Source organism: Paracraurococcus lichenis, assembly GCF_030657435.1.
GTDB lineage: Bacteria > Pseudomonadota > Alphaproteobacteria > Acetobacterales > Acetobacteraceae > Paracraurococcus > Paracraurococcus lichenis.
Genome location: NZ_JAUTWS010000005.1, coordinates 180,983 through 207,390, shown reverse-complemented (window position 1 = coordinate 207,390; position 26,408 = coordinate 180,983). Strand labels below are relative to the sequence as shown.

Genomic DNA, 26,408 nt, shown 5'->3' with positions numbered 1-26,408 from the left:
GCCGGCACGGTCCCGCCGACATGCGCCTCGCCATGCCGCGCCCCCTGCTCCTCGCCCTCGCCCTGCTGGTCCAGGCCGTCCCGGCCCTGGCCGAGACGCAGCCCTTCCACGTCATCAACCGCACCGGGGCGGATGCCACCGTGCTGAACGCGGTGCGCAGCCCGCGCGGCGCGGCGAACGACTGGGGCGGCAACCTGCTGCGGCCGGACCGGCCGCTGACCCCGGGCGGCGGCTTCCGCGTGCGGCCTGCCGAGGATGCGGGCTGCCGCTTCGACCTCCGCCTGGTGCTGGCCGACGGGCGGGAGAGCGTGCTGCGCGACCAGGACATCTGCGCCGCGCGGGAGATCGAGATGGCCGCCGCTGCGCGCCCGGCCGCGCCGCTGCCGGTGCCCGTGACGCCGCCGCCGCAGGTGGAGCAGCAGCGGCCCAATACGCAGGCGCGGCGCATCTCCACCGGCACCGGCTTCCTGGTGGCGCCCGACCGGGTCATGACCAACCACCATGTCGTCGATGGCTGCGACCGCATCATCCTGAAGACGCCGGACGGCCGCTGGCTGGGCGCGGTGCCGCCGGCACGGGTGGACGAGAAGCTCGATCTCGCGCTGCTGGCCGTGCCGGGCGCCCCCGGGCCGGTGCTCCCCTTCCGCAGCGGCCCGCCGGTCCGGCGCGGGGAGGGGGTGGTGGTCTATGGCTTCCCGCTCGCCGGCATCCTCTCGGACGCGGTGCTGACGCGGGGCGAGATCAACGGCCTCGCCGGCCTCGCCGACAACCGCAGCCAGTTCCAGATCAGCGCGCCGGTGCAGCCCGGCAATTCCGGCGGGCCGATGCTCGACATGCAGGGCCACCTAGTCGGCGTCATCGTCTCCAAGCTGAATGCCCAGCGGATCGCGCAGCAGATCGGCGACATCCCGCAGAACATCAATTTCGCGGTGAAGGGCGAGGCGGCGCTGAGCTTCCTGCAGCGCGCCGGCCTGCAGCCCCGGCTGGCCGAGAGCACGGGGCCGGAGCGCGGCGCCGCCGATATCGGCGAGGTGGCCGGGCGGAGCGCGCTGTTCATCCGCTGCGAGCGCTGAGGCCGCGCCATAGGGACGTGGGCGCGTCCGGCGGAGACGGGCGCGGGACGGCCATGGCCGCCCTCAGCGGAGACGCGCGAGGAGCAGCGCGGCGGAGAGGGCGAGCGCCACCCAGGCCAAGCCGAAGGCCAGCGGCGCGCCCAGCGCATCCACCAGCAGCCCGACCGCCAGCGGCCCGGCGCTGAAGCCGACATGGGCGATGACGAAATAGCCCGCGACGGCCCTCGCCCGCTCCTCCCCCGTCGCGGCGGCGGAGGCCGCGGCCAGCCCGCCCGGATAGATCATGGCATAGACCGCGACGCCGACCGCGGTGCCGCCCAGCAGCAGCGGCCAGAGCGCCCGCGCCGCCGTGCCCCAGAAGGCCAGCGCCGCCCCCGCCACCAGGAGCATCAGCCCGGTCGCCACCGCCCGCCGCGGCGCCAGGACGCGCATCGGCCGCTGCGCCAGCACGCCGATGGCCATCATGGCGCAGGCCGCCGCCGGCCCGGCGCGCGGCAGCCCCGCCGCCGCCAGCACCGCCGGCACGGCGGTCAGCACCGTGCCGGTCGTCCCCCAGCCCGGGATGATGGCGAGCGTCGTCGGCCAGGTCCCGGCCGGGAAGGCCGGCCGGCGCAGCCAGGCGCCGCGCGGCCCGCCATTCCCCTTCGGCACCGTCTCCGGCAGCCGCGCGGCGAGCACCAGCAGCAGCGCGCAGGCGCCGAGATGCAGCGCGAAGGTGACGGGCGGATAGGCCTCCGGCGCCGCCAGCAGGGCGAGCAGCGTCAGCAGCCCGCCCGCGGCGAAGCTGCCGATCGTCGCCGCGGCGATGACGCCGGCGGCGCGCCGGCCGGCCTCCGCCCCGCCGCCGGCAAGCTCCGCCGCCCAGGCCGCCGCGGCGCCGGTGGCGCAGCCCATGGCGAGCCCCTGCGCGGTGCGCGCGACGGCGAGCGCCGGCAGCCCCGGCAGCAGGCCCAGCAGCAGGGTGGAGAGGGCGGCGAGCGCGAGGCCGAGCAGGAGGCAGGGCTTCCGCCCGATCCGGTCCGGCAGCGGGCCGAAGAAAGGTGTGGTAACCACGGCAGTGGCCGCATAGCAGGCGAAGGCGAGGGCAAGCGCCCCCGCCCCGTAGCCCCCTGCGGCCGCATAGGCGCCGTAGAGCGGCAGCGGCACGGTGGTGGCGAGGCCGATGGCGGCGACCGCCATCCCGATCGTGGGCACCGCATGGCGGGGCGGGGCAGCGGTCAGCCGCGCCTCGCTTGCGCCGCCCGGTCGGCCCCTGCGTGCGCGAATCCCGTCATGCCCCGAGGATCGCACGCCGCCGCGCCCCGGCGAAGCCGGCGGCCCGGGCCGGCTGCCGCAAATTCATTGACCACGCGGTCAGCGAATGCGCAAGGATGCCGCCAAAGGACAGGGAGGACGCCCGCATGAGCGAGGCCGAGACGCCGCTGCTGGTCGAGACGCGCCCGGGCTACCGGGTGCTGACGCTCAACCGCCCCGCCAAGCTCAACGCCTTCGATGCCGGTCTGCACGCGGCGCTCGGCGCGGCGCTGGAGGAGGCCGCCGCCGATCCCGCCTGCCGCGCCGTGCTGCTGGCCGGGGCCGGCCGCGCCTTCTGCGCCGGGCAGGACCTGGCCGAGCCGGGCCTGACCGGCCCCGAGGCCGACCTCGAGGCGGTGCTGGAGCGCGGCTGGAACCGGCTGGTCCGCCGGATCCGGTCCCTGCCCAAGCCGGTGGTCTGCGCCGTGCAGGGCATGGCGGCGGGCGCCGGCGCCTCCATCGCCCTGGCCTGCGACATCACCCTCGCCGCCGAGGATGCGCGCTTCGCCCAGGCCTTCATAAAGATCGGCCTGGTGCCGGACAGCGGCGCCACCTGGACCCTGCCGCGCCTCGCCGGGCCGCAGCGCGCCCGGGCGCTGGCCATGCTGGGCGACCCCATCAGCGGCGCCGAGGCCGCGCAGTACGGCCTGGTCTGGCGCGCCGTGCCGGCCGCCGCGCTGGCGGAGGAGGCGCATGCCCTCTGCGCCCGCCTCGCCCGGCTGCCGGCGCAGGCGCTCGCCGCCATCAAGCAGGCGCTGGAGGCGGCGGAGGGCAATACGCTGGACGCCCAGCTCGGGCTCGAGGCGCGGCTGCAGAAGGATCTCGGCCGCAGCCGCGACTTCGCCGAGGGCGTCGCCGCTTTCCAGCAGAAGCGCCCCGCGCGCTTCGAGGGGGCGCCGGAATGACTCGACACGGGGAGGCGGGCGGCGCCGGGCCGCGGGCCGGCGCGGCGCGGCCGCGGACGCCGCAGCAACTGGCCGAGGCCTGCGCCGCGGCGATGTGGGCGGAGGACCAGGCCTCGCAGGGCCTCGGCATGCGCATCGCGCGCGTCGCGCCGGGCGAGGCGGAGGTCACCATGACGGTCGAGCCTCGCATGGCGAATGGCCATGGCATCGGCCATGGCGGCTTCGTCTTCACCCTCGCCGACAGCGCCTTCGCCTTCGCCTGCAACAGCTTCAACCGCCGCACGGTCGCGCAGAGCAACAGCATCACCTATCTGCGGCCCGCCAGGGTCGGCCAGGTGCTGACCGCCCGCGCCGCGCGCGTCGCCGAGGCCGGGCGGAGCGGCGTCTACGACGTGCTCGTGACCGACGAGTCCGGGGCGGCCATCGCCAGCTTCCGCGGCCTCTCCCGCAGCATCGAAGGCCAGCTCGTCGCCGAGGAGGACATGCCATGAGCGCCACCACGCGCCGCCTGGGCGAGGCCCCGCCGCCCGGGCTGCTGGAACCGATCGAGCGCGCCCCGGCCGCGGAGCTCCGCGGCCTGCAGCGCGAGCGCCTCGCCTGGTCGCTGCGGCATGCCTATGAGAACGTGCCGCATTACCGCCGCGCCTTCGACCATGCCGGGGTGACGCCGGCGGATTTCCGCGACCTGCCGGACCTGGCGCGCTTCCCCTTCATCGCCAAGGCCGATCTCCGCGCCAACTATCCCTTCGGCATGTTCGCCGTGCCGGAGGAGAAGGTCGCGCGCATCCATGCCTCCTCCGGCACCACGGGCAAGCCGACCGTGGTCGGCTACACGAAGGAGGACATCGACACCTGGGCGGCGCTGGTCGCGCGCAGCATCCGCGCCGCCGGCGGCCGGCCGGGGATGAAGGTGCATGTCGCCTATGGCTACGGCCTCTTCACCGGGGGGCTCGGCGCGCATTACGGGGCGGAGGCGATGGGCTGCACCGTCATCCCCGTCTCGGGCGGGATGACGGAGCGGCAGGTCCAGCTCATCGAGGATTTCCGCCCCGACATCATCATGGTGACGCCGAGCTACATGCTGGCGCTGCTGGACGCCTTCCGCAAGCAGGGCAAGGACCCGCGGCGCACCTCGCTCAGGATCGGCATCTTCGGCGCCGAGCCCTGGACCGAGGCGATGCGCGCCGAGATCGAGCAGGCCTTCGACCTGCACGCCGTCGACATCTACGGCCTGTCGGAGGTGATGGGGCCGGGCGTCGCCAACGAATGCGTCGAGACCAAGGACGGCCTGCATGTCTGGGAAGACCATTTCTACCCGGAGGTGGTGGACCCCGAGACCGGCACGCCGCTGCCCGAGGGCGAGAAGGGCGAGCTGGTCTTCACCTCGCTGACCAAGCAGGCGATGCCGGTCATCCGCTACCGCACCCGCGACCTGACCCGCCTGCTGCCCGGCACCGCCCGCCCCGGCTTCCGGCGGATGGAGAAGATCACCGGCCGCAGCGACGACATGATCATCCTGCGCGGCGTCAATGTCTTCCCGAGCCAGGTGGAGGAGCAGATCCTGCGGGTCCGGGCGCTGTCGCCGCACTACCAGCTCGTGCTGACGAAGGACGGGCCGCTCGACTGCATGACGGTGCTGGTCGAATCCGACTACGGCGCGACCGGCGCCGAGCGCGAGACGGCGGTGCGCGAACTGGAGCACCACGTGAAGGAGATGATCGGCGTCTCCGTCACGGTCGAGGTGCGCGACCCCGGCGCGGTGGAGCGCAGCCTGGGCAAGGCGCAGCGCGTGGTGGACCGGAGGGCGCCCAAGGGGACGCCGTCCTGATGGCCCGCCCGCGCGCCGCGGACCACGAGGACAAGCGCCAGCTCATCCTGGACCAGGCGGCGAGGCTCTTCGCCGCGCATGGCTACGACCGCACCAGCACGGCGATGATCGCCGAGGCCTGCGGCGTCTCCAAGGCGCTGCTCTACCACTACCACGCCGACAAGCAGGAACTGCTCTTCGACGTGCTGGCGCAGCACCTGCAGCACCTGCTGGTCGTGGTGCGCGGCGCGGCGGACGAGCGCTTCACCCCGCGCGAGCGGCTCGAGAACGTCGCGGTCGCGCTGCTGGAGGCCTATCGCGATGCTGATGCGGTGCACCAGGTGCAGATCGGCTGCCTCGGCCTGCTGCCGCCGGAGCGGCAGGAGAACCTGCGCACGCTCGAGCGCGCCATCGTCGGCGAGGTGGCGGTGGTGATCGAGGACCTCTCGCCCGAGGTGCGGCGCGACCGCCGCCTGCTGAAGCCGGCGACGATGAGCGTCTTCGCCATGCTGAACTGGCACTACTTCTGGCATCGGGAGGACGGGCCGGTCAGCCGCGCCGGGTACGCCCGCATGGCCGCGGCGCTGGTGGCGGAGGGGCTGCCCGGCGCGGCGGCGGCGCTGCGGGAGGATGCGGCGGCGGGGTAGAGCCGATCGCCGCAGAGTGGAAACGCCCGGAGGCGTGATCTGCTCTGCACATCAAGAGCCTGGAGCATTCTCACGCCGCACGGTCGGCGCGAGAATGCTCCAGCGGCGCATCCGGGACGCTTGCCCATCGTTATGGCGGGCATGGGATTGCATGGTACCCCGCCCGTTTCCGCCACCCGTCGGTGGCGCCTGCTCTGGCCCTGGCTCCTGCTTCTGCCGGGCTGCGAGGCGCTGTACCAGCCGACCCCCTTCGACCGGCTCTTCGATCCGGCGCGCTATGCCGCGCCGGCGCCCGCCCCCGCGCCGCCGGCCCCGCCCGAACCCGCCGCGGCACCGCCGGAGACGGTGGTCGCCATGGCGCCGATCCCGGACCCGCCCGAGGCCACGCCGGCCGCCGCACGCGCCGCCGGGCCGGAGCCCGCCGCGGCGCCGGCGGAGAGCGAGGAGACCCGCCTGCGCCACGCCTTGCGGCGCAACCCCTGGCTGACCCGCTTCTGGTCGGAACTGACCGCGGCGCAGCAGGTGCGCGTGGAGCGCGGGCTGCGCCGCGCCGGCACGCCGCCGGCGGAGCCGGTCGGCACGCCACCGGAGGGGCCGGCCGGCGCCTGGGACTCCATGGGCCTCGCCGACCGCGCCCGGCTGGTCCTCGGCCCCGCCGGCGCGCCCGAGGCGCCCGGCCCGGCCGAGCGCCGAGAGGGGTCGAGCTGGGCGAGCCGGCCCTAGGTTAGGGCGCATCTCTAATCAACACGCATGGGATGCGCGACTACTGCGACCGGCTCAGCCGACCGCTCTGATGATGTTCCTCAACCCCGCCCTGGCGTTTTTGATTTGAGAACGATATAGTTCCCTTGAGCACTGAGGCGTGGCGTCAGCTTTGCTTAAACGCAGGCCCATTCTGCTGGATGAGGTTCACTGCGGCCACCACGCAGCCAGAGGCGACAAGGAGGAGCTATGTCGGATAGAGGTGTCCTGAAAAGCGCAACAATGTTCAGCTATTTTCCTGGCGAGGAAGTGGTTGATGAATGTCCATGTACGATTCGGCTCGACCCACAGGAAAAGACTCTAGCGGTTCTTTACTGTGATCATAACGGTGCAGAGATCAGCTACGTGGGCGTTGAGCAAGGGATAGGCCATTGGAGATTGCGAAATGCCTTCAATCAAGGAGAAGCAAGTCTTCATGCTTTCGAAGGTTCTAAAATCTATGAAGGGTATTGGAAAGAAAAGAAGGATTCGGGAGTTTGGGAGACAGGCATGTGGCGCATCGAAATCGAAGCTGATGAATAAGGCTCAGAGCACAGCATAATTCCATTTTTTGCACAACCTAATTCATCACTTTGCCGCGAAAAATGGCGGCCGACCAATGCTCTTTGTATTGCGTCGCCGCCTATAAAAGACCCAGCGCCGCCAAGTCCACCCGCAGCCGCTCCGGCGTGGTGAAGGTGAGGCCATGCATGCCGAGCGCCGTCGCCGCCTCGGCATTGCGGGGCTTGTCGTCGATGAAGACGATCTCCTCCGGCCGCAGCCCGTGCCGGTCCACCAGCAGGTGATAGATGCGCGGGTCGGGCTTCACCAGCCGCTCCGCGCCGGAGACGATGATGCCGCGGAACCAGGCCATGAAGTCGAAGCGCTCGAGCGCGACGGGGAAGGTCTCCTGCGACCAGTTGGTCAGCGCATAGAGCGGCACGCCGCGGTCGCGCAGGTCGCGCAGGACCTCGACCGTGCCCTCGATCGGGCCGGCCAGCATCTCCGGCCAGCGGCGGTGGTAGGCATCGATGAGCTCGGCCATCTCCGGGTGCTGCGCCTTCAGCAGCGCGGTGCCCTCCGTCCAGCTCCGGCCGGCATCCTGCTCCAGGTTCCAGGCGCCGGTGCAGACCTCGGCGAGGAAGCGCTCCATCCCCGCCTCGTCGCCGGGGAAGAGCTTGCGGTAGAGGTGGCGCGGGTCCCAGTCCACCAGCACGCCGCCGAGATCGAAGACCACGGTGGTCCGGGCGGGCGCTGCTGGCATCTGGGGGTCCTCCGCGGGTGGCGTCGCGCGCCAGCCTAAGCAGGCTCTGCCGGGTCGGGCCACACTTCGTGCGGCCCAAATCCTTGAGGCGAAAGCCTGCTTAGGATTTTGTTGCGGCGCAAACCCCGAGGGGTTTGCCTGGCGGTTATCCGGGCCCGGGCTACCGCGCCCGGCGCCCGCCGCCGCCGCCCGTGCTCTGCACGATCGAGCCGTCGCCGTCGATCACGTTGACCGCGCCGCCGCCGTTGCGGATGGAGCGGCCGCCGATATTCGTCACCTGCTGCTGCGCCGTCGGGCCCTGGCCGCCCGCGCCCTGCAATTGCACGACGTTGTTGCTGCCGCTGGTGATCGCCACCGGCGCGTCGAACTGGTTGAAGACCTTCACCCGCTGGTCGAAGATCACGGCGCCGATGCTCGGCTCGGGCGGCGGGGGCGGCGGCTGGCGGCTCGCCGCGCGCGGCTGGCCGAAGGCGAAGCCCTCGAGGAAGCCGGCATCGCCGCGCAGCTTGGCGATGCGGTCCTGGTGCTGCGCGCGGCGCTCGGCCGGCGTCGGGCCGCCCTGCAGGTCGCCGGCGGTGATGCCGGGGAAGGTGAAGGGCAGCGGCCGCGCCAGGCCACGCGGTCCGCCGACCGCCAGCGCCTGGGGCGAGAGCTCGAGCCCGCCGCTCTCCTGCGCCAGCGCCGGCAGCGCGGCGGTGGCGGCGAGCAGGGCGAGGGCAGGGATCAGTCGGCGGGTCATGGCGGGTCTCCTCGTCTGTGGCGGGGACTCTGCCCGCGGGCCCTGCGCGCGGCTGTGGAGCGCGCCACATCCGGCGTGGATCCGCTCACCAGGCGTCGTCAGTCATCCAGGTCGAGGTCGAGCCGGTCCGAGCGCAGGCGGAGCCGCCCGCCCTCGCGCTCGATGGAGAGGTTGCCCGCCGGCCCCTGCCGCTCGACCTGCAGGCGGCGCTGCATGCGCTGGCGCAGCGCCTCGGCATCCGGGCGCTGGCCGCCGAATTCCTGCACCACGCCGCCATCGCCCGAGACGCAGACGGTGCGCCCGTCCACCCGCTGGCAGCTCGCCCCGCCGGAGCCGGCGCAGGTGACGTTGCCGTTGACCGACTGGCAGCGCAGCGACTCCGCGAAGGCGGGCGCGGTGCAGAGCAGCGCGAGGGTGGCGAGCCGGATGGCGCGGGTCATGGCGGGCTCCTCTCTGATGGCGAAGCGCGGGGCGGCGGAATTGCTCCGCCCCGGCAGCGCGCTGCCGGGGCGGTCGCGTCTCAGCGGATGGTCTGTGCGGTCACGCGCTGGCTGGCGGCGCCGCGGGCGCCGGCGGCGATGTTGACGCCGCGGGCGAGCGTGTTGGTCGCCAGGATGCCCGCCGGGCCGACCGCCTCGACCGACTGCTCGGCGCTGGCGCGGCGGCCGATCGAGAGGTTCACCCCGACCGCGGCCTGGGTGCTGACCAGCGGCCGGCAGCCGCCGGAGCCATCGGTGGCGACCTGCTGCCGCGCCCGGCTGTCATTGGCGGTGGCCTTGTTGACACCGAGCGTGACGCTGGTCGTCGACAGGCGGCAGCCGCTGCGGTCGAAGCTCTCGACCTTGTCCAGCACCGACTCCGGCCCCCGCAGCCGCACGCCGCCGAAATCCTGCGCCGCGGCGGGCAGGGCGGCGCAGAGGGCGAGCGCCGCGGCGGCAATCATGGAACGCGTCATGGCGCATGCCTCCGTCCGGGGCGTCCCGGCGCCGTCCATGGCACCGGGACGCGGGTTGCTCGGGCTTACTGCGCGCCGATGGTGACGACGGACTGGTCGGCGAAGCTGCCCTTGCCGGTGGCGGCATTGAGGTTCTTGCCGCCGAAGACCTGGTCGCGGCTGTGCTTGCCGGCGGTGCCGCCGAGGGTGAGGACCTGCTGCTGGGCGGTGCTGTCGCGGCCGGTGGCGAAGTTCTGGTTCAGCCCGCCGAAGGTCTGCGAGGAGGCGCCGCGGCCGAGCGCCTGGCCGCCGATGGTGGTGACGGACTGGCCGGCGAAGCTGTTCTTGCCATAGGCCGCGTTCAGGTTGCCGCCGCCGAAGGTCTGGCTGTTGGCGAAGCGGCCGCGGGCGATGCCGCCCACCGTCGTGGTGTCCTGCAGCGCGGTGCTGTTCTTGCCGTAGGCGGTGTTGAAGTTGTGCCCGCCGAGCGTCTCGCTGCGCGCGCCGAAGCCGCTGGCCCGCGCCCCGATGGTGGTGTTCGACTGGCCGGCGAAGCTGTTCTTGCCGAGCGCCTCGTTCACGTTGCCGCCGCCGCGGGTGATCGAGACGCCGCCGCGCTCGAGTTCGCCGGCCGAGGCGAGGGAGGGCAGGGCGGCCGCACCGGCCAGCAGGGCGAGGGCGGCGGGGAGGATCATCTTGCGCATGGCCTGGGTCCTTGTCTCTCTCTGGGTTGGCACCGGGCCTCTGTCTCGCCGCGGTGGTCGTCATCGACACAGGCAACCTACCCAGCCACGGCGCCGGGGCCTGTGAAGCGCGCCACAAGGACCGCCCCTTTTTCGATCCGCCCGTCGCGGGCAGGGTTTCGTTCCGCCGAACGGGAGTTTCCATGGTGCCTTCGCCGGGCCTTCTGCCCCTGATCCTGCCGGCCGCCCTCGCGCTCGGCGGACTGCTGCTGCAGGCCGCGGCGCCGGGCCTCGCCGCCGAAGGCATGCCGGCCGAGGCGCTGCGCATCCTGGGCGGCGTCGCGGGCTGGCTCGGCCTCGCCTGGACGGGCGCGCGGATCTTCGACCGGGTGCTGCAGCGCGCCGCCCGCGTGACCCGCCGCGCCACGCCCTATCCGCGCCTGCTCTCCGACATGCTGCGCGCCGTGCTCTTCGCCGCGGCGATCGCCGTCATCGTCACGCAGGTCCTCGGCCAGCCCGCGCTCGGCCTCGTCACCACCTCCTCCGTCGCGGTCGCGGTCATCGGCTTCGCGCTGCGCAACATCATCAGCGACCTCTTCTCCGGCCTCGCGCTCGGCATCGACGCGCCCTATCGCATCGGCGACTGGATCGAGACGGCGGAGGGCTGCGCCGGCCGGGTGACGGAGATGGGCTGGCGCACCACGCACCTGGTCACGCGGGAGGGCATCGCGCTGACCGTGCCGAATGGCCTGGTCGCGGCGCATCGCCTGGCCAATTACGGCGCCCGCTCGCGCTACCGCGTCGCGCTGCGCCTGCCGCTCGATCCCGCGCTGCCGGTCGAGCGCGCCAAGCGCATCCTGCTGGCCGCCGCGCTGGATGCCGAGCGGCGCTTCCCCGGCCTCGCCCCCGATGTCCTGCTGGGCGAGGTCACGGATGGTGTCGCGAGCTACCTGCTGCGCTTCCACGTGCCGGATTACGGGCAGGAGGTGCCCTGCCGCGACGCCGTCGCCAGCGCCGCGCTGCGTGCGCTCCAGCACGCCGGGCTCCTGCCCGGCCGGCCGCCGCAGCGCCTGCTGATCGAGCGCGCGGCGGCGCCGAGCGCCGGCGGCGCCGCGCTGCTCCGGCGCATCCCGCTCTTCGCCGGCTTCCCGGCGGAGGAGCGCGCGGCGCTCGAGGCCGCGCTGCAGGAGCGGCTGGTGCCGCGCGGCGCCGTGGTGGTCCGGCAGGGGGAGGCCGGCGACAGCCTCTTCCTGCTGGCCGAGGGCGCGCTGGAGGTCCGGGCCGTGCGCGAGGGCACGGAGATGGCGCCGGACCGCCTGGTGCCGGGCGAGGTCTTCGGCGAGATGTCGCTGCTGACCGGCCAGCCGCGCAGCGCCACGGTGACGGCGGCGACCGAGGCGGTGGTCTTCGAGCTGCGGCGGGAGGACCTGGACCCGGTGCTGCGCCGCCGGCCCGAGCTGGCGGAGAAGCTCGCCGCCATCATGGCCGGGCGGCAGACGCGCAATGCCGGCGCCCCGGCCCCCGGCGGGCGCCTGCCGGCGGCCGAGGTGCCGGTGCCGGAAGACCTGCTGGGCCGGCTGCGGGCCTTCTTCCGCCTGGGGTGAGCGGCATCTGGCCGTCCCTGTGACCTGCCTCACAGGCGGCCGCCGCGCCGCCGCATAGCCTCCTCTCATCGGCGCAGGACGCCACCCAGGACCGAGAGAGGATGACCGCCATGTCCCAGACCCGCGATCGCATTGCCGGCCTCGCCACCCTGGCCTCGCTGCTGCTCGGCGGCCCGGCCATGGCCCAGACCGTCCATATCTTCGAGGAGGCGCCGCCCCTCGAGATGCTCCGCAACATCATGGTGCCGGAATCCCGCCCCGGCCTGACCCGCCGCATCGTGCTGGGCCAGCCCACCATGCCGGCGCCGGCGCAGATCCAGGCGCCGGTCTCGGCACCCGCCCCTGCCCCCGCCCCGGCGCCCGAGGCGATGGCGGCGGCCGAGCCGGAGCCGGAGCGGACCGCCGAGCCCGCGCCGCGCCGCCCGCGCCGCCCGGCGCCGGCCGCCGTGCTCGCCGCCAACGGCAATACCCTGCCCATCCCGGCCCCCGCCCAGCCGCAGGCGGAGGCGCCCGGCACGATCGGATATCGCATCAACTTCGCGCTCAACTCGGACGCCATCCCGGCCAGCGCGCAGGGCTTCCTCGACCGGCTCGGCGAGCTGATGCGGGAGCAGCCGCAGGTGAAGCTGCAGGTGGAGGGCCATACCGACGCGCTCGGCCCGGACGAGTACAACCTGCAGCTCTCGCAGCGCCGCGCCGCCTCGGTCGCCAACTACCTGATGCAGCGCCACGGCGTGGAGCTGCCCCGGCTGGTCGTGCTGGGCCTCGGCGAGGGCCAGCCGCTCTACGAGAACGGCTACGACCCGCGCAACCGCCGCGTCCAGTTCGTCCGGGTGGACTGAGCGGCCATGTCCGCTCCGCCCCTCCGCGCGGCGCCGCTGCTGGTCCTCCTCCTGCTGGCGCCGCCCGCCCTCGCCAGGGTCGAGGTCCCGGCCGGGACCCAGGCAGAGGCGGGCGGCACCACGGCGAAGAACAAGACCGAGGCCGGTCCCGGCGCCTTTACCCTGCCGATGATCGCGCTCGGCCTGCCCGGCCTCTTCGAGGCCGAGCTGCTGGCCCGCTGGGCGGCGCCGATCCGCGGCGCCCTCGCGGCCGAGCGGGCGCGCTGGCGGGTCGAGCGGATCTCCAGCCGGCCCCGCCGCGGCCAGGTCCCGCCGCCGCTGCGCCCCAAGGCGCCGAAGTGAGGCCGGCCCCAGGCGGGCCGGCCTCCCGCGTCCCCGGGCCATGACGGCCCTGCTCCGGAGGGCGTGACCGGCCGCGCCATTGCCGGCCATCCCGGCCGGACCCGAGACTATCGCACCGTGGACCTGATGCCGATGGCCCGGCCCCGCTGGAGGATGCTGGCCGGCGCTGCGCTGCTGCTCGGCGCCGCGACCGGGCTCGCCCTGCTGCTCGCCACCCCGCCCTCCCCGCTGGCGGCGGCGGAGCGGCTGTTCCAGGGCGCCGCCTGGCGCTGGCTGGCGCCGGTGCGGCCGCCGCATCCGCGCATCGCCGTCATCGGCATCACCGAGGAGACGCTCGGGCAATTCCCCTACCGCTCCCCGGTCGATCGCGGCTTCCTCGCCGCCGCGATCGACCGGCTGGCGGCGGCGGGGGTTGCCGCCATCGGCCTCGACATCCTGCTGGACCGGGAGACGGAGGCGGCGAAGGACGCGGCGCTGCGCGCGGCGATCGCGCGGCAGGCGGTGCCGGTGGTGGTCATCGCCCTCGGGCCCGAGACGCCGCTGCCGCCGGAGCGCGCGGCGGTGCTGGCGGGCTTTACGGCCGGAGCGCCGACCGGCACCGCCAACCTGGCGCGCGACCGCTTCGACGGGCTGGTGCGCCTGCACCTGCCGCGCCACCCCGCGACCGGCGCGCCGAGCTTCCCGGCGGCGCTGGCACGGGCGGTGGGCGCGCCGGTGCCGGAGGCGCCCTTCGCGCTGGACTGGCAGCGCAGCGCCGCCGGGACCGTCGCGCCGGTCTACCCGGCGGAGGCCCTGCCGCTGCTGCCGGACGATTGGCTGGCGGGGCGCATCGCGCTGATCGGCACGCTGCTGCCGGGGACGGACGAGCATCGCAGCCCGGCCTCGGTCTTCACCGCGCCGAGCTTCGGCGTGGAGTTCCACGCCCAGGCGCTGGCGCAGATCCTGGACGGCCGCACCGGCGCCGGCGTGACGCCGCGGCAGGAGGTGCTGGCGGCGGCCGGCCTCGGGCTGCTCGGCCTGCTGGCGGGGCTCTTCCTGGCGGGGCGATGGCTGGCGCTGGCAGCGGGCCTCGTGCTCTCCGGCTGGCTGGCGGCGGTGCTGCTGCTGACGGCGGCGGGGCAGGGCGGCTGGCCGCTGGTCGCGCCCATGCTCGCCGCGCTGCTGGCCGGCGGCGCGGCGCGTGCCCGGGTGGGGGCTGCGGAGCGGCGCGACCGGGCGGTGCTGCGGAGCCTCTTCGCCCGCTTCATGAGCGCGCCGGTCGCCGAGGCGCTGCTGCGCGACCGCGCGCTCTTCATGGCCGGCGGGCGGCCGAAGCCGCAGGAGCTGACGGCGACGGTGCTCTTCTCCGACATCGCCCGCTTCACCTCCATCTGCGAGGCGCTGCCGCCGGAGCCGCTGGTGGCCTGGCTGGACCGCTACATGGACACCATGGTGGCGGTGGTCTCGGCGCATGGCGGGGCGGTGCTGCGCTTCGTCGGCGACGGCATGCTGGTGGCCTTCGGCGTGCCGGTGCCGCGGCGCGACGCGGCGGGGATCGCCGCGGATGCGCGGGCGGCGGCGCATTGCGCGCGGGCGATGGAGGCGGCGATGGACGGGCTGAACGCCGCCTGGCGGGCGGAGGGGCTGCCGGAGGCGGGGTTCCGCGTCGGCATCCATACCGGGCCGCTGGTGGTGGGCAGCCTCGGCCATGGCGAGCGGATGGATTTCTGCCTGCTGGGCGACACGGCGAATGTCGGCGCGCGGCTGGAGCAGCTCGGCAAGCAGCATGGCGGCGAGGCCGTGGGGCGCTGCACGATCATCATCAGCGAGGTGAGCTGGCGGCTGCTGGAGGGCGCGCTGCCCGGCCGGCGGATCGGCGAGTTCGCGCTGCGCAACCGGCAGGCGCGCATGGCGGCCTGGCGGATCGACAGCCGGGCGCTGCGCGAGATCCCGGACGCGGCGGAGTAGGCAATGCGTGTTGCAGAGGGCGCGCCATGAGCGCTCGACCCCGTCGAGCGCACTTCCAGCCCAGGCCATGGGGCCGTTGGCGAGTCAATGGCGAAGCCGCGCTCCGCGCGGTCCGGCTACGCCGGACCCTTGACTCGCCAACGGCCCCATGGCGTCCCGCATTGGTCGCCTTCGACAGCGTCGAAGGCGCCTGTGGGCGCCTCCGCTGCCGCGCTGCACCTCCGCTGCCGCGCTGCACCTCCGATGCGAGGGGAGCTACGCCTCCGCCGCGGCGATCTCCTCGAGCATCGCGCGGTTGCGGATGATGATGTAGCCGCCCTCCAGCACGAGGTGCCCGGCGCGCGCCCAGTCGTTCAGCGCCTTGTTCACGCTCTCGCGCGAGGCGCCGATCAGGTTGCCGATCTGCTGCTGCGACAGCTTGATGTTGAGCTTCAGCCCCTCCGGCCCCGGCCGGCCGAAGGTGTCGGCCAGGCGCAGCAGGCCGCTCGCCAGGCGCGAGGGCGCCTCGCGCAGCAGCGCGTCCTCCAGATGCGCGCTGGTCTGGCGCAGCTTCTGGCAGAGCGCGGCGAGCAGGCGCGACAGCGCCTCCGGATTGCCGGCGAGGAAGGGGAGGAACTGGTTGCGCTCGAGCACGAGGAGGTCGGTCTCCTCCAGCGCCACCGCATCGGCGGTGCGCGGGCGTCCGTCGAGGATCGCGATCTCGCCGAAGACGCCGCCATGGTCGATGATGTTCAGCAGCACCTCGCGGCCTTCGGGGGAGACGGTGCAGATCTTCACCCGGCCGCGGATGACGGCCATCATGCTGCTGCCCGGGTCGCCCTTCTGGAAGATCACCGCATTGCGCGGATGGCGCGTCAGGCGCGCCGTCGCGGCCAGGCGCTTCAGGTCGTCGCGCTGCAGGTGCCGCAGGAGGGGGTGGCCCGCGAGGACCGCTTCCCGGTGCTGCTCGGCCAGCGCCATTCTCGCCTCCTCGCCTTCATGCCGGGCGCGAGATTGAGCGGCGCGCCGGCATGAAACAAGTCGCGCGGTCGGGAGTGGAGGAAGCGATCGCCTCTGTGCAACCTACGGGCGATCGCTCCCGTCCCGTCCTTACTGCGCGCCGATGGTGACGACGGACTGGTCGGCGAAGGCGCCCTTGCCGGTGGCGGCATTGAGGTTCTTGCCGCCGAAGACCTGGTCGCGGCTGTGCTTGCCGGCGGTGCCGCCGAGGGTGAGGACCTGCTGCTGGGCGGTGCTGTCGCGGCCGGTGGCGAAGTTCTGGTTCAGCCCGCCGAAGGTCTGCGAGGAGGCGCCGCGGCCGAGCGCCTGGCCGCCGATGGTGGTGACGGACTGGCCGGCGAAGCTGTTCTTGCCATAGGCCGCGTTCAGGTTGCCGCCGCCGAAGGTCTGGCTGTTGGCGAAGCGGCCGCGGGCGATGCCGCCGACCGTCGTCGTGTCCTGCAGCGCGGTGCTGTTCTTGCCGTAGGCGGTGTTGAAGTTGTGCCCGCCGAGCGTCTCGCTGCGCGCGCCGAAGCCGCTGGCCCGCGCCCCGATGGTGGTGTTCGACTGGCCGGCGAAGCTGTTCTTGCCGAGCGCCTCGTTCACGTTGCCGCCGCCGCGGGTGATCGAGACGCCGCCGCGCTCGAGCGGCTGGGCCGAGGCGAGGGAGGGCAGGGCGGCCGCACCGGCCAGCAGGGCGAGGGCGGCGGGGAGGATCATCTTGCGCATGGCCTGGGTCCTTGTCTCTCTCTGGGTTGGCACCGGGCCTCTGTCTCGCCGCGGTGGTCGTCATCGACACAGGCAACCTACCCAGCCACGGCGCCGGGGCCTGTGAAGCGCGCCACATCCGGCCCGACTTTCGTCGTTTCGCGTATCCGGCAAGATCGCCGCCGTAATTTCGCCTTTCGCGCACCGAAGCGGCTTCACCCAGATTTGCGTCGGTCCTGCGACGCAGGGCACAGCGCGCCATTCAGCATCGTGGCCTTTCTGGTATCGGTTCGGGAAGCGACGCGGCGTGGTGCCGCTCCGGGCGCAAGGGAGCGGACGATGACGCGGAGGAAAGGCTGGTTCATGCGGCGGAAACTGACGGGATGTGCGACCGCGGCGCTGCTGCTGCTCGGCGCCTGTCATCCGCGGCCGGAGACGAGCTTCGACGCGCAGCAGACGCGCACCGCCGCGGTGCGCAACATCGGCAATTTCTCCGAGGCGCTGCGCTGCATGGACGACCTGCTGGCCGCCAACGGCAAGCAGGACATCTACATCACCACGGCCGGCATCCCCGACGCCACCGGGCTGATCGCCACCGGCACTAAGGAGATGTTCATCAGCGCCGTCTCCCGGATGTCGGCCAAGAGCGGCGCCTTCCGCTTCGTCGACTACGACATCACCCAGCTCGACGTGCAGATCCTCTCGGAGCTGGTCGGCCTGCGGCAGGATTTCGTCGCGCCCAGCTACTACATCCGCGGCGCCATCACCCAGCTCGACAGCAACGTCCTGGCCTCCTCGCAGAGCGCCGGCCTGTCGCTGGCGAAGGTCGATATCGGCGTCTCCAGCGACCAGGTCGTCTCGGTGGTCTCCATGGACCTCAACGTGGCCAAGCTGACGACGCGGCAGATCCTGCCCGGCATCTCCGCCAGCAACTCCATTGCCGTCGTCCGCACCGGCAAGGGCGCCGATGTCGGCGGGCTGATCGGCAAGGCCGGCCTCTCCTTCAGCGTCTCCCTCGACAAGTCGGAGGGCTTCGCCCAGGCGGTCCGCAACCTTGTCGACCTCTCGACCATCGAGGTGCTCGGCAAGCTCGCCCGCGTGCCGTATTGGGAATGCCTCTCGATCGAGCCGACCAACCCCGCCTTCCGCACCGAGGCGCGGCAGTGGTTCGACCTGATGGGGACGGAGGAGCGCCGGCGCTTCACCGAGACGGCGCTGATCCGCACCGGCTACCTCTCCTCGCCCGGCGGCGAGATCGGGCCCGCGGTCGCGCGCTACCAGGCGGAGCACGATCTTGTGCCGAGCGGGCGGGTGGATTTCGAGCTCTACTACCGCCTGCTCGCCACTGATCCCGACCGTGCCCGCGGCACCCGCCCCGCCGTCGCGGCGGTGCCGGTGGCGGAGCCGGTCGCGGTGGCGGCGACGACCGCGGCGCCGCGCCTCGCGCTCACCACCGCGCGCGGGCCGCAGCCGCGCTTCCGCATCGGCGACGCGATGGTGGTGCAGGCGCGGCCCGTCGCGGATGCCTATGTCTATTGCTACTACCAGGATGGCGGCGGCGAGATCTCCCGCATCTATCCGAACCGCTTCCAGCCGGACCCGCTGGTGCCGGCGGGGCGGACGGTCGCGATGCCGCCGGAGAGCGGCGCCTTCGCTATCCGCTTCGACCGCCCGGGACACGAGCAGGTGGCTTGCCTCGCCGCCGACCGGGAGGTCGGGCTGCTGCTGCCCGATGCGCTGAAGCGCCAGGACCTGGAACCGCTGCCGGTGCAGTCGCTGGACGAGATCGCCTCGCGCTTCCGCGGCATCGCGGGCGTGCGTGTCGAGGATGCCAGGCTGCCGATCGAGGTGACGCGATGACCGCTGTGCCGCGCCGTCGCCCGCCGCTATGGCGGTGGGCCCTTCTGATCCTGGTGCTGGTCGCGCCGGCCGCAGGGCCGGCGCAGCCGCAACCGCCGCCCGAGAAGCGGGTGGCGCTGGTCATCGGCATCGGCACCTACCAGAGCGCGCCGAACCTGGCCAACCCCGTGAACGACGCGCGCGCGATCGGGGAGGCGCTGCGCCGCCTCAATTTCGAGGTGGACGAGGTCTACGACGCCGATTTCCGCAAGCTGACCCGCGCGGTGCGGGAGTTCGGCATCAAGGCGCAGCGCGCCGACGCTGCCGTGGTCTACTATGCCGGCCATGGCGTGCAGGTGGGGCGGGAGAACTACCTGCTGCCCGCCGATGCGCGGCTCGAGCGCGAGCGCGACCTGCTGTACGAGGCGCTGCCGCTGGAACTGCTGCTCGGCGAGGCCTCGCAGGCGAGGAAGATCGGCATCGTCCTGCTCGATGCCTGCCGCAACAACCCCTTCGTCGACCGCATGTCGCGCTCCATGACCATCGCCGGCCGCGGCCCGGCCGCGCCCGGCCTCGCGCGCGTCGACAACGTGCCGCGCAACACCATGGTGGTGCTGGCGACCAAGGCCGACCAGATCGCCGAGGACGGCAGCGGCGACAACAGCCCCTTCGCGGCCGCGCTGCTGGCGCATTTCCAGATCCCGGGCCTCGAGCTCAGCCTCTTCTTCCGCAGCGTGCGCGACACCGTGCTGCGCTCCACCGGCAACCGGCAGGAGCCCTTCATCTTCAGCTCCCTCGGCGCCGAGCCCTTCTACTTCTACCCCCGCCCGCCGAACCGGCCGCCGCAGCTCGCCTCCATCCCGGCGCTCGAGGTCCGCGACACCGCCGGGCCGACGCCGCTGCCGATCCCGCGCCCGGTGGATCCCGACCAGGACCCGCTCTCGGTCCGCATCACCGGCCTGCCGCGCTCGGGCGAGGTGCGGGTGGAGGGACGGCCGGTCACGCCCGGCGCGGTCTATGCCGCCGACCGCTTCGCCGCCGCCACCTACAAGCCGGACGGCACCGCCACCGGACCGGTCGGCACGCTCGACATCCTGGTCGAGGACGGGCGCGGCGGCAGCGCGATGGGCAGCCTGGCCATCGCGGTGCTGCCGAGCAACCGCCCGCCACTGGTCGAGGCGGCGCGCACGCTGCGCATCTATACCGGCGGGCTCGACATCGCCCGGCCGGAGGACCCGGACGGCGACGCCATGACGGTGACGATCCGCGGCCTGCCGCGCGGCCTCGTCCGCAATGGCGGGACGGTGCTGCGCGGCGGCGAGCGGCTGCGGCCGGAGGAGCTGGCCGCGCTGGTCTATGTGCCGGAGCCGGGCTTCACCGGCAGCGCCGGGCGGCTGCTCTACAGCGTGGAGGATGCCAAGGGCGCCCGCGTCGACAGCAGCCTGGAGGTCGAGGTGATGGACGCGGCCGAGGCCGCCGCGCAGCTCGCCGAGACCGCGCTGTGGGAGCGGCTGCGCAGCAGCGGACGGGCGGAGGACATCGACGCCTTCCTGCGCTTCTACCCGAACAGCCGGCACATCGCCGCGGCGCAGCGCCGGCTGGCCGAGCTGCGCGGGCCGGCCGCGGGGGCGACCGCCGCCGCGCCGCCCGCCGCCCATGCCGCGCCGGGCCCCGCGGCGCAGGCCGCGCCGCGTCCGGCGCCCGCCGCCCCGCCGGTCGCAGCCGCGCCGGCCTCGCCGGTCGCGGCCGCGCCGGCCTCGCCGGTCGCGACCGCGTCGCCCCCGGCCGCCGCGCCGCAGCCCGCCCCGGCGCAGTCCCGGCCGGGGCAGGAGCAGCTTGCCCTCGCCCAGCCGCCGCGCCCGCCGGCGCCGGAGCCGCGCGCCATGCCCTCTGTGCCGCGGCCGGCCGGCCCCTCCGAGCGCTACTTCCAGGACTGCGCCACCTGCCCCTGGATGGTGCGCCTGCCCGGCGGCACGCTGATGATGGGCCAGGGCTCCTCCGACAGCGCGGCGCGCCCGGTGCGCCACGTCACCATCCGCGGCTTCGCCATGGGCCAGTTCCCGGTGACGGTCGCGGAGTGGAAGGCCTGCACCGCAGCCGGCGGCTGCGGCCCGCTGCCGCGGCTCTCGATCGCCGAGGACACGACGCCGCTGCACAATGTGAGCTGGGACGATGCGCAGCAGTATGTCGCCTGGCTGTCGAAGGCGACCGGCCAGCCCTACCGCCTGCCGAGCGAGGCGGAATGGGAATATGCCGCCCGCGCCGGCACGACGACGCGCTACTGGTGGGGCGACCTGGTCGGCACCGGCCTGGCGAATTGCGCGGATTGCGGCGGCGCCCAGGATGTGCGCGGGCCGATGACGGTGGATGCCTTCCAGCCCAATGCCTTCGGCCTGCACGACATGCTGGGCGGCGTCGCCGAATGGGTGCAGGACTGCTGGGTGCCGAACTACCAGGGCGCGCCCAGCGATGGCAGCGCGCGCGACTCCCGCGCCTGCATGCGGCGCGTGCTGCGCGGCGGCTCCTTCCGCTCGGGGCGGGAGGAGATCCTGCCCGTGGCGCGCAATTTCTACGACGCGCCGGTGCGCTACCAGGCGAATGGCTTCCGCGTGGCGCGCAACCTGGAGTGAGCGGGCCTCGGTGAGGTGGCGGCGCGGGCCGGGCCCGCGCTTCCGGCGCGGCGGCGCTACTGCGCCTGCGTCGCCGCGACGGTCTGCGGCCGGCCGGCCCGCACCGTGATGGTGATGCGCTTCGACATGACGGGCGGGTCGTGCGGCACATGGTCCGCATCGCCCATCAGCAATTGCAGGGTATGCGTGCCGGGCGGCAGTTCCAGCATGGTCTCGGTCTGGCCCAGGCCGAAATGCAGGTGGTTGCGGTCGTTCGGGATCGGCCGGTCCATGGGCGGCAGCGGCGCGTCGACGATGATGTGGTGGTGGCCGGTATTCACCTTGGTGACGCCGGCCGGCGCCACGCCGAAATTGCGCGTGCCGAACCAGACCTTGAAGCGGGTGCCGTAGATCACCTGCCCGTCCTGCGGCCAGCCGATATAGACATAGGCGTCCTTCGGCGCCGGCTGGCGCTGCCGTGGCGCGTCCGCCGGCGCCGCGGCGGGCGCATCATGCGCATGGCCCTGGTCCGGGGCGGATTGCGCCAGCGCGGCGCCGCCCGGCAGCGCCGGCGCGGCGGCGGAGCCGAGCAGCAGGAGGCGTCGGGTGATGGTCATGCGCGGCTCCCTCAGGGCACGACGGTGACGGTGATCTTCTTGCTCATCAGCGGCGGGTCGTGCGGCACGTGGTTCTCGTCGGCCAGCAGCATCTGCAGCGTGTGCTTCCCCGGCGGCAGGTCCAGCCGCGCCTCGGTCTGGCCCAGGCCGAAATGCAGGTGGTTGCGGTCGTTCGGGATCTCCCGGTCGAGCGGCGGCAGGTCCGTATCCACCAGCAGGTGGTGATGGCCGGTCAGCGCCTTGTCGACGCCGGCCGGCGCGATGCCGCCCTCGCTGAGGCCCATGCGCACCCAGAAGCCGCCGCGGACCACGGCTCCGTCCGGCGGCCAGATGATGTAGACCCGCGCATTCTCCGGCATCGGGCGCCGCTGCTGCTGCGCCTCGGCCGCGGCGCCGGCGACGAGCAGCGCGGCCGCGAGGCCGGCGAGGAGTTTCGCGCGGGTCATCGAGAGTCCTCCATCTCCCACAGGCGCGGCGGCGCCGCGGGTCACCGTGTGTTGCGGCGACTGCATATCGGGCTCAGGGCAAGTTCAAGGAACGTTTGCGACATCGTGCGATCCGCTTTCGCTGTGAGCCACGCCACAGCCGCGCCGCGCGGCGCGGCGCAGTCTGCGCGGAGGAGATTGGAGACGGGCCATGCGGAGACCCACGCTTCCCGCGCTCGCGGCGGCCCTGGTCCTGTGCTGGGCCACGCCGCGCGCCGATGCCGCCGACAGCGCCGTGCTGCTGAGCGCGACCGCGCCGGGCTATGCGCCCGGCATGGTGATCGGGCCGCAGGAGCGGCTGCGCGTTCCCGACGGCGCGAGCCTGACGCTGCTGCTGCGATCGGGACAGATGCTGAAGCTGCGCGGGCCGGTCGAGACCTCGCTCGACCGGGCGGAGCCGTTGCGGCAGGACGGCTCGGCGCTGTCGCTGGCCGAGGCCTTCCGGTTGCGCGGCGTCGATGCCTCGGCCATTGGCGGTACGCGGGCGGCGGCGCCGGAGCGTCGCCTGGCGCGCGGCGGCGACGTGCCGGTGGAGATCGAGCGCTCCGGCACCTGGTGCATCGGCGCCGCCGACACCGTCTGGCTGATGCGCCCGGCGCAGGAACCCTCGGAGCTCGGCCTGCGGCGCCGCGGTAGCACGCGGCGGCTCGCCTGGCCGGCGGGTGCGGCGCGGCTGGAATGGCCGGGCGAGCTGCCGATCGAGGATGGCGACCGCTTCGAGGTGCTGGCCGATGGCCAGGCGGTGGCCTCGCTGACCTTCCGGCTGACGGAGGGCACCGCGCGCAGCGAGGCGGCGATGGTGGCACAGGGCCTGCTGCTCGGCTGCCGCGACCAGTACGCGCCGGCGCTGCGCCGCCTCGCGCGCGGCAGCCTGCCGCCGGAGCTCTGGCTCAGCACCGATCGCGGCCGGCAGCCGGTGCAGAAGCCGGGCGAGCGCATCAACCTGCAGGTCATGGCGGATGCCGAGGGCTGGCTCTACTGCGTCACCACGCGCAGCGACGGCAGCGCCGTCGCGGTCTTCCCGGCGGGTGCGATCGGCGGCGCGGCGCTGCCGGCGGCGACCCCCGCCTCGCTGCACGGCCAGCGGCAGAGCGTGGCGCTGACCGCGGGGCCGCCCGGCACCCAGCATGTGCAGTGCTGGCTGGCCGACCGCGACATCGGGCCGGAACTGCCGCATGCGCTGCTCGATGCCTCAGGCGCACGGCTGCCGGACCGGCTGGCGGGAGAGCTGGACGCGATCTTCGCCGGCACCGGCGGGCGGATCACCCGCGCCGCCCTGGATATCCGGGTGGAGTGATCCCGCCCGGCAGGGCGCGCGAGTCCGGCTGGCCGGCATCGCGCGCAGTCCGGCGCAGGGCTTCGACGGCATGGCGGCCGGGTGCAGGCATGGGCCGAAGGTTGCCGCCCCCGACCGGACGCATGCGGCCGGGCACCCCATCGGCCCCTGCAGCAACCGGCACCCGCGGCATTCGGCGTCTCGACGCCGGATGCCAGCCAAAAATCTTAAAGTTTTGCAATTCAGAAACCAATGCGTTATCAAACTGAGAAAAGTATAAGAACATCTCGGCCTTGCAAGAAAGGCGAGGCAGACTCCATGCGTTCATTCACGAAGACGATGCGTGCCATGCGGCACCGAGGCTGGCTCGCCGGCCTTGCCCTCTCGCTCGCGCTGCTCGGCGCCGTGCCGGCCGCCCGGGCCGGGACGATCACCTGGATCCTGTCGAATGTCAGCATCTACGGGACCTCGGTGACCGGCTCCTTCACCGTCGATTCAAGCACCGGCGCACTGGTCTCGCAGGACCTCGCGCTGCACGTCTCGACACCGCCGGCCACCTTCACCCACATCGACTTCGCCGATTACTACACGTTCGCGGTCAGCAACACCGTGCAGTATATGGAACTGGCCGTGGACCCGGGGCTCTATCCGCTCGGCTTCGCCGACACGACCCATGCCACCCTGGACGTCTGGAACGACACCAACACCCTCTTCGGCGGCCCCGGCTGCTGCGCCTATGGCGCCGATCCCGGGTCCCTCTTCGTGCGGGCTAGCACGGCGGTGCCGGAGCCGGCCTCGCTCGCCCTGCTCGGCACGGCCATCGGCATGGCCGGGGCGTTCCATCGGCGCCAGCCAAGGGCGTAAGCGCAAGAGGCCCGGGCGGATCGCTCGCAGCGGGCAGGGGAGCAGACGGCGCCCCAGCAGGGCGTCGTCATTTGCCTGATCTGGAAGAAGGCCGGATCGCCTGACGCGCGCCGGGCGGGCCTAGAACAGCCCGCCCTGCGCCTGCGGCCGGCGCATGGCCGGCGCGGGCGCCTTCCGCCGCGGCAGCGGCGCCGGCATGGGCGGCGCCGGCGCGGTCTGCTCCGGCGGGCCGGCATAGCCGTCATCGGCGATCAGGCGAAGCTGCTCCGCCGTGCCCGCCGCGGCCGGCGGCAGCTCGAGCGGCACGGGCCAGAAGCACTCGACGCGTTCCTCGCCGCGCAGCGCGAGGAAGACGACGCGGTCGACGCGGCCGCCCTCCCCGGTCTCGACCGCGAAGCGGAACATCAGCCCGTCCGCCGCGGCCTCGCCGAGGGCGAGGGAGAGCTGCTCCGCCTCGACCTCCTGCTGCTTCAGCGTGCGGTTGGTGGGGTCGTCGGCCGCGCCGCGGTAGAAGCGCACCGGCACGCCCTGGCCGTTGGAGCCGATGACGAAGACGAAATGCGCGCTGTCGTCCAGCACCTCAAGCCAGGGGTACTCGCCGGATTCGGCGGCGCGGCGCAGGCGGTGGCGACCGAAGGCGAAGGCGCGGCAGCCGACGGACCAGGGATCGTCGCCGAGCTCGTAGCTCGCCATGGCCAGCGCGTCCCGCCGCGCATTGGCCAGCATGCGCGCACAGATGCGCAGGCGCTCCTCGGTCAGGGCGGGGTGGAAGTCCCAGGGCAGGCGGGCAGGGGCCTTGGCGTCGGCCTGGGGCGTGGCGGGCGGCGACTCGGCGGCGGGATCCATGCCTTGACCATAGCACCGATTCGCGCCGAGTCGTCGCGTATTGTGGAGCAGGCTCCGCCGAAGGCGCCTCGCCTTCCGGCTAGGCCACCCATTCGCCCGCGCGCATCAGCGGCTCCGCCCCGCCCGCGGCATCGATGCCGTCCACCTCCGCCGCGGCGGAGCCGATCATCCAGTCCACATGGATCAGGCTCTCGTTCGCCCCGCGGCGGCGCAGCTCCTCCTTCGGCAGCGCCTTGTCCTCGAAGCAGCGGGAATAGGACTGGCCGAGCGCGATGTGGCTCGCCGCGTTCTCGTCGAAGAGCGTGTTGTAGAACAGCAGCCCGCTCCGCGAGATCGGGTTGCCGTTCGGCACCAGCGCCACCTCGCCCAGCATCCGCGCGCCCTCGTCGGTGCCGATCATCCTCTCCAGCACCGCCTGGCCGGTGCGCGCCTCTGCCTCGACGATCCGCCCCGCCTCGAAGCGCACGCGGATGTCCTGGATCAGCGTGCCCTGGTAGGAGAGCGGCTTGGTGGCGGCGACCACGCCCTCGGTCACGCGCGCATCCGGCGTGGTGAAGACCTCCTCCGTCGGGATGTTCGGGTTGCCGGTGATGCCGTTCCGCGCGGTGGACAGCCCGCCCATCCAGGCATGCCCCTCCGCCAGGCCCACCAGCAGGTCGGTGCCCGGGCCGCGGAAGCGCAGCGCGCGGTAGCGCTTGCCGTTCATCCGCTGCCGCCGCGCCATCAGCCCGGCATTGTGCGCCTGCCAGGCCGCGACCGGGTCCGGCGCATCGACGCGCGAGGCGGCGAAGATCGCGTCCCACAGCCTCGCCATCGCCTGCTCCTCCTCCAGGTCGGGGAAGACGGTGCGCGCCCAGGCCGGGTTGGCGGCGGCGACGATGGTCCAGTTGATCGCGGTGTCGGTGATCAGCTCCAGCGCCGGGCGATAGGCCGTGCTGCGGGCGCGATTGGCGCGCGCCACCTTCTCCGTGTCCTGGCCCGCCAGCAGCGACGGGTCCTCGCCCGAGATCGCCAGCCGCGCCGCGCCGCCGCGGAAGGCCGCCGCCATGCCCTCGTAGAGCCAGCCCGCGGTCTTGTCGAAGCTGTCATCCGGCGCATGGCGGAAGCGCGCGAGCGTCGCCTGGTCGTCCGAGAGCAGGCAGGTGACCAGCGAGGCGCCGGCCCTGTAGGCCTGCTCGGTGATGCGGCGGGAGAGCGCGAGCGCCTCGATCGGCGCGGTCATCACCAGCTCCTGCCCCGGGGCGAGGTTCAGCCCGACCCGCACCGCGAGCTCCGCCAGCCGGTCCAGCCGTTCCGCATGCGAGAGGCCAGCCTTGTCCGCGATCCCGGTATCCATGCGCCCTGTCCTTCGCTGAAGACGAGAGT

27 protein-coding genes are annotated in these 26,408 nt (G+C 73.6%); 15 read left to right on the top strand and 12 right to left on the bottom strand.

What is annotated here, in order from left to right; genetic code table 11:
* Positions 1-32 precede the first annotated feature (32 nt).
* Positions 33-1,073, top strand: coding sequence for a trypsin-like peptidase domain-containing protein (locus Q7A36_RS07345; protein WP_305103016.1), 1,041 nt, complete (start codon positions 33-35; stop codon positions 1,071-1,073).
* 63 nt (positions 1,074-1,136) lie between these two features.
* Here Q7A36_RS07345 and Q7A36_RS07340 read toward each other — a convergent pair whose 3' ends face one another.
* Positions 1,137-2,252, bottom strand: coding sequence for an MFS transporter (locus Q7A36_RS07340; RefSeq protein WP_305103015.1), 1,116 nt, complete (start codon positions 2,250-2,252; stop codon positions 1,137-1,139).
* 221 nt (positions 2,253-2,473) lie between these two features.
* On the opposite strand from Q7A36_RS07340, the gene Q7A36_RS07335 reads away from it, so the two are divergent.
* The 6 genes from Q7A36_RS07335 to Q7A36_RS07310 all read left to right on the top strand — a co-directional run bounded on the left by Q7A36_RS07335 (position 2,474) and on the right by Q7A36_RS07310 (position 7,009).
* Entirely contained in the window at positions 2,474-3,271 is a 798-nt protein-coding gene (locus tag Q7A36_RS07335; RefSeq protein WP_305103014.1) for an enoyl-CoA hydratase-related protein, read from the top strand.
* On the top strand, positions 3,268-3,762 hold the full coding sequence (paaI, locus tag Q7A36_RS07330; protein WP_305103013.1) for a hydroxyphenylacetyl-CoA thioesterase PaaI: 495 nt from the start codon (positions 3,268-3,270) through the stop codon (positions 3,760-3,762). The genes Q7A36_RS07335 and paaI overlap by 4 nt, the downstream gene beginning before the upstream one ends.
* A complete protein-coding gene (gene paaK / locus Q7A36_RS07325) occupies positions 3,759-5,099 on the top strand; it encodes a phenylacetate--CoA ligase PaaK (RefSeq protein WP_305103012.1) in 1,341 nt (446 codons plus the stop codon). Before paaI ends, paaK begins: the two co-directional genes overlap by 4 nt.
* Entirely contained in the window at positions 5,099-5,725 is a 627-nt protein-coding gene (locus tag Q7A36_RS07320) for a TetR/AcrR family transcriptional regulator (RefSeq protein WP_305103011.1), read from the top strand. The genes paaK and Q7A36_RS07320 overlap by 1 nt, the downstream gene beginning before the upstream one ends.
* A gap of 141 nt (positions 5,726-5,866) precedes the next feature.
* A complete protein-coding gene (locus Q7A36_RS07315) occupies positions 5,867-6,448 on the top strand; it encodes a hypothetical protein (RefSeq protein WP_305103010.1) in 582 nt (193 codons plus the stop codon).
* A gap of 228 nt (positions 6,449-6,676) precedes the next feature.
* Positions 6,677-7,009, top strand: a complete 333-nt coding sequence (locus tag Q7A36_RS07310; RefSeq protein ID WP_305103009.1) for a hypothetical protein — start codon at positions 6,677-6,679, stop codon at positions 7,007-7,009.
* A gap of 100 nt (positions 7,010-7,109) precedes the next feature.
* Here the strand turns inward: Q7A36_RS07310 and Q7A36_RS07305 are convergent, their stop codons facing one another.
* The 5 genes from Q7A36_RS07305 to Q7A36_RS07285 all read right to left on the bottom strand — a co-directional run bounded on the left by Q7A36_RS07305 (position 7,110) and on the right by Q7A36_RS07285 (position 10,107).
* Positions 7,110-7,730: an HAD family hydrolase gene (locus tag Q7A36_RS07305; protein ID WP_305103008.1), complete on the bottom strand. Its 621-nt coding sequence runs from the start codon at positions 7,728-7,730 to the stop codon at positions 7,110-7,112.
* Between the two features lie 160 nt (positions 7,731-7,890).
* Positions 7,891-8,469: a hypothetical protein gene (locus tag Q7A36_RS07300; RefSeq protein ID WP_305103007.1), complete on the bottom strand. Its 579-nt coding sequence runs from the start codon at positions 8,467-8,469 to the stop codon at positions 7,891-7,893.
* A 98-nt stretch (positions 8,470-8,567) separates the two neighbouring features.
* Positions 8,568-8,909 carry a hypothetical protein gene (locus Q7A36_RS07295; RefSeq protein WP_305103006.1) on the bottom strand — a complete coding sequence of 114 codons (342 nt, stop codon included), beginning with the start codon at positions 8,907-8,909 and terminating at the stop codon, positions 8,568-8,570.
* A gap of 80 nt (positions 8,910-8,989) precedes the next feature.
* A complete protein-coding gene (locus Q7A36_RS07290; RefSeq protein WP_305103005.1) occupies positions 8,990-9,424 on the bottom strand; it encodes a hypothetical protein in 435 nt (144 codons plus the stop codon).
* Between the two features lie 65 nt (positions 9,425-9,489).
* Positions 9,490-10,107 (bottom strand): hypothetical protein, encoded by a 618-nt coding sequence (locus tag Q7A36_RS07285; protein WP_305103004.1) that lies wholly within the window; start codon positions 10,105-10,107, stop codon positions 9,490-9,492.
* Positions 10,108-10,289: 182 nt separating this feature from the next.
* Between Q7A36_RS07285 and Q7A36_RS07280 the strand changes: the two genes are divergently transcribed.
* From Q7A36_RS07280 to Q7A36_RS07265, 4 genes are all read left to right on the top strand, one after another.
* Positions 10,290-11,690 (top strand): mechanosensitive ion channel family protein, encoded by a 1,401-nt coding sequence (locus tag Q7A36_RS07280; protein WP_305103003.1) that lies wholly within the window; start codon positions 10,290-10,292, stop codon positions 11,688-11,690.
* Between the two features lie 110 nt (positions 11,691-11,800).
* Positions 11,801-12,532 (top strand): OmpA family protein, encoded by a 732-nt coding sequence (locus tag Q7A36_RS07275; protein WP_305103002.1) that lies wholly within the window; start codon positions 11,801-11,803, stop codon positions 12,530-12,532.
* 6 nt (positions 12,533-12,538) lie between these two features.
* Complete coding sequence (locus tag Q7A36_RS07270) at positions 12,539-12,874, top strand: hypothetical protein (RefSeq protein ID WP_305103001.1); 336 nt, start codon at positions 12,539-12,541, stop codon at positions 12,872-12,874.
* 63 nt (positions 12,875-12,937) lie between these two features.
* Positions 12,938-14,821, top strand: coding sequence for an adenylate/guanylate cyclase domain-containing protein (locus Q7A36_RS07265; protein WP_305103000.1), 1,884 nt, complete (start codon positions 12,938-12,940; stop codon positions 14,819-14,821).
* 255 nt (positions 14,822-15,076) lie between these two features.
* On the opposite strand, the gene Q7A36_RS07260 is transcribed toward Q7A36_RS07265, so the two are convergent.
* A complete protein-coding gene (locus Q7A36_RS07260; protein ID WP_305102999.1) occupies positions 15,077-15,781 on the bottom strand; it encodes a Crp/Fnr family transcriptional regulator in 705 nt (234 codons plus the stop codon).
* 129 nt (positions 15,782-15,910) lie between these two features.
* The gene (locus Q7A36_RS07255) at positions 15,911-16,528 is read right to left on the bottom strand and encodes a hypothetical protein (RefSeq protein ID WP_305102998.1); all 618 of its coding nucleotides are present in this window, start codon (positions 16,526-16,528) and stop codon (positions 15,911-15,913) included.
* Between the two features lie 318 nt (positions 16,529-16,846).
* Between Q7A36_RS07255 and Q7A36_RS07250 the strand changes: the two genes are divergently transcribed.
* Together Q7A36_RS07250 and Q7A36_RS07245 are read left to right on the top strand one after the other, a co-directional pair.
* Positions 16,847-18,367 carry a DUF4384 domain-containing protein gene (locus Q7A36_RS07250; RefSeq protein ID WP_305102997.1) on the top strand — a complete coding sequence of 507 codons (1,521 nt, stop codon included), beginning with the start codon at positions 16,847-16,849 and terminating at the stop codon, positions 18,365-18,367.
* Positions 18,364-20,976, top strand: a complete 2,613-nt coding sequence (locus Q7A36_RS07245) for an SUMF1/EgtB/PvdO family nonheme iron enzyme (RefSeq protein WP_305102996.1) — start codon at positions 18,364-18,366, stop codon at positions 20,974-20,976. Before Q7A36_RS07250 ends, Q7A36_RS07245 begins: the two co-directional genes overlap by 4 nt.
* Before the next feature lie 56 nt (positions 20,977-21,032).
* Here the strand turns inward: Q7A36_RS07245 and Q7A36_RS07240 are convergent, their stop codons facing one another.
* The gene (locus tag Q7A36_RS07240) at positions 21,033-21,572 is read right to left on the bottom strand and encodes a DUF4399 domain-containing protein (protein ID WP_305102995.1); all 540 of its coding nucleotides are present in this window, start codon (positions 21,570-21,572) and stop codon (positions 21,033-21,035) included.
* 11 nt (positions 21,573-21,583) lie between these two features.
* A complete protein-coding gene (locus tag Q7A36_RS07235) occupies positions 21,584-22,018 on the bottom strand; it encodes a DUF4399 domain-containing protein (protein WP_305102994.1) in 435 nt (144 codons plus the stop codon).
* Between the two features lie 190 nt (positions 22,019-22,208).
* On the opposite strand from Q7A36_RS07235, the gene Q7A36_RS07230 reads away from it, so the two are divergent.
* A complete protein-coding gene (locus Q7A36_RS07230) occupies positions 22,209-23,354 on the top strand; it encodes a DUF4384 domain-containing protein (protein WP_305102993.1) in 1,146 nt (381 codons plus the stop codon).
* A gap of 297 nt (positions 23,355-23,651) precedes the next feature.
* Positions 23,652-24,197, top strand: a complete 546-nt coding sequence (locus tag Q7A36_RS07225) for a PEP-CTERM sorting domain-containing protein (RefSeq protein ID WP_305102992.1) — start codon at positions 23,652-23,654, stop codon at positions 24,195-24,197.
* A gap of 120 nt (positions 24,198-24,317) precedes the next feature.
* Here Q7A36_RS07225 and Q7A36_RS07220 read toward each other — a convergent pair whose 3' ends face one another.
* Together Q7A36_RS07220 and Q7A36_RS07215 are read right to left on the bottom strand one after the other, a co-directional pair.
* Positions 24,318-25,043 (bottom strand): hypothetical protein, encoded by a 726-nt coding sequence (locus Q7A36_RS07220; RefSeq protein ID WP_305102991.1) that lies wholly within the window; start codon positions 25,041-25,043, stop codon positions 24,318-24,320.
* Positions 25,044-25,122: 79 nt separating this feature from the next.
* On the bottom strand, positions 25,123-26,379 hold the full coding sequence (locus Q7A36_RS07215; RefSeq protein ID WP_305102990.1) for an aminopeptidase: 1,257 nt from the start codon (positions 26,377-26,379) through the stop codon (positions 25,123-25,125).
* Between the last annotated feature and the right edge of the window lie 29 nt (positions 26,380-26,408).